This window comes from Halomonas sp. C22 (assembly GCF_007655045.1).
Lineage (GTDB): Bacteria > Pseudomonadota > Gammaproteobacteria > Pseudomonadales > Halomonadaceae > Vreelandella > Vreelandella hamiltonii.
The window spans coordinates 1-1,268 of the sequence record NZ_VBVC01000024.1 but is presented as its reverse complement, the minus strand read 5'-3'; the positions used below and the strand labels follow the sequence as shown (position 1 = coordinate 1,268).

The 1,268-nt window shown below is 64.8% G+C and carries 1 protein-coding gene; it reads left to right on the top strand.

All coding sequences use genetic code 11. The features are described from left to right. Positions 1-1,268: Trk system potassium transporter TrkA (gene trkA / locus FEU76_RS18495; protein ID WP_144985003.1), on the top strand; the 1,268-nt coding region annotated here is incomplete at both ends.

The window sequence follows — 1,268 nt, the reverse complement described above, 5'->3', positions numbered from 1 at the left end:
ACCGTCGTCGACACCGACGGCGCCAAGCTACGCGAACTGCACACCAAGCTGGATATCCGCACGGTCACCGGCGCGGGCTCCTACCCCATCGTGCTGCGCCAGGCGGGCTGCGAAGACGCCGACATGCTGATCGCGGTGACCAACACCGACGAGATCAACATGATCGCCTGTCAGGTGGCCCACACGCTGTTTCGCACCCCCACCAAGATCGCGCGGGTTCGCTCCACGGCTTACCTCACCCGCAAGGGCCTGTTTGCCCACGAAGCCATTCCCATCGACGTCTTGATCAGCCCGGAACAGGTGGTGACCGACCACGTGCGCCGTTTGATCGAGCATCCCGGCGCCCTGCAGGTGCTGGAGTTTGCCGGGGGGCTGGTGCAGCTGGTGGCGGTGAAAGCCTTCTACGGCGGCCCGCTGGTGGGCCAGAACCTCGCCTTCCTGGGCAAGCACATGCCCAACGTGGAAACCCGCGTCGCCGCCATCTACCGGCGCAATCGGCCGATCATCCCCCAGGGCGACACGGTCATCGAAGCCGATGACGAAGTGTTCTTCCTGGCGGCACGGCGGGATATCCGCGCGGTGATGAGCGAGCTGCGCAAGGTGGAGCGCGACTTCCGCCGGGTGGTGATTGCCGGGGGTGGCAACATCGGCGAACGCCTGGCGGAGCATCTGGAGCATAGCCATCAGGTCAAGATCATCGAGCACAGCCTGGAGCGCTGCACCACGCTCTCGGAGCGGCTGGATCGCACCGTGGTGCTGCACGGCAGCGCCACCAGCAAGCGCCTGCTGGAAGAAGAGAACATCGAGGATTGCGACATCTTCTGCGCCCTGACCAACGACGACGAGGTGAACATCATGTCGTCGCTGCTGGCCAAGCGGCTGGGGGCCAAGAAGGTGCTCACGCTGATCAACAACGCCGCCTACGTGGACCTGGTCCAGGGTGGCGATATCGACATCGCCATCTCCCCGCAGCAGGCCACCATCGGCAGCCTGCTGACCCACGTGCGCCGGGGCGATATCGTCAACGTGCACTCCCTGCGTCGGGGTGCGGCGGAAGCCATCGAGGCGATTGCCCATGGCGACAAGCAGTCTTCCAAGGTAGTGGGCCGCACCATCGATGAGATCGAGCTTCCCGAAGGCACCACCATCGGCGCCGTGGTGCGCGGCAAAGAGGTGATGATTGCCCACGGCGACGTGCGCGTGGAGAGCGGTGATCACCTGATTCTGTTCGTGATCGACAAACGGCGTATCCGCGACGTCGAGCGGCT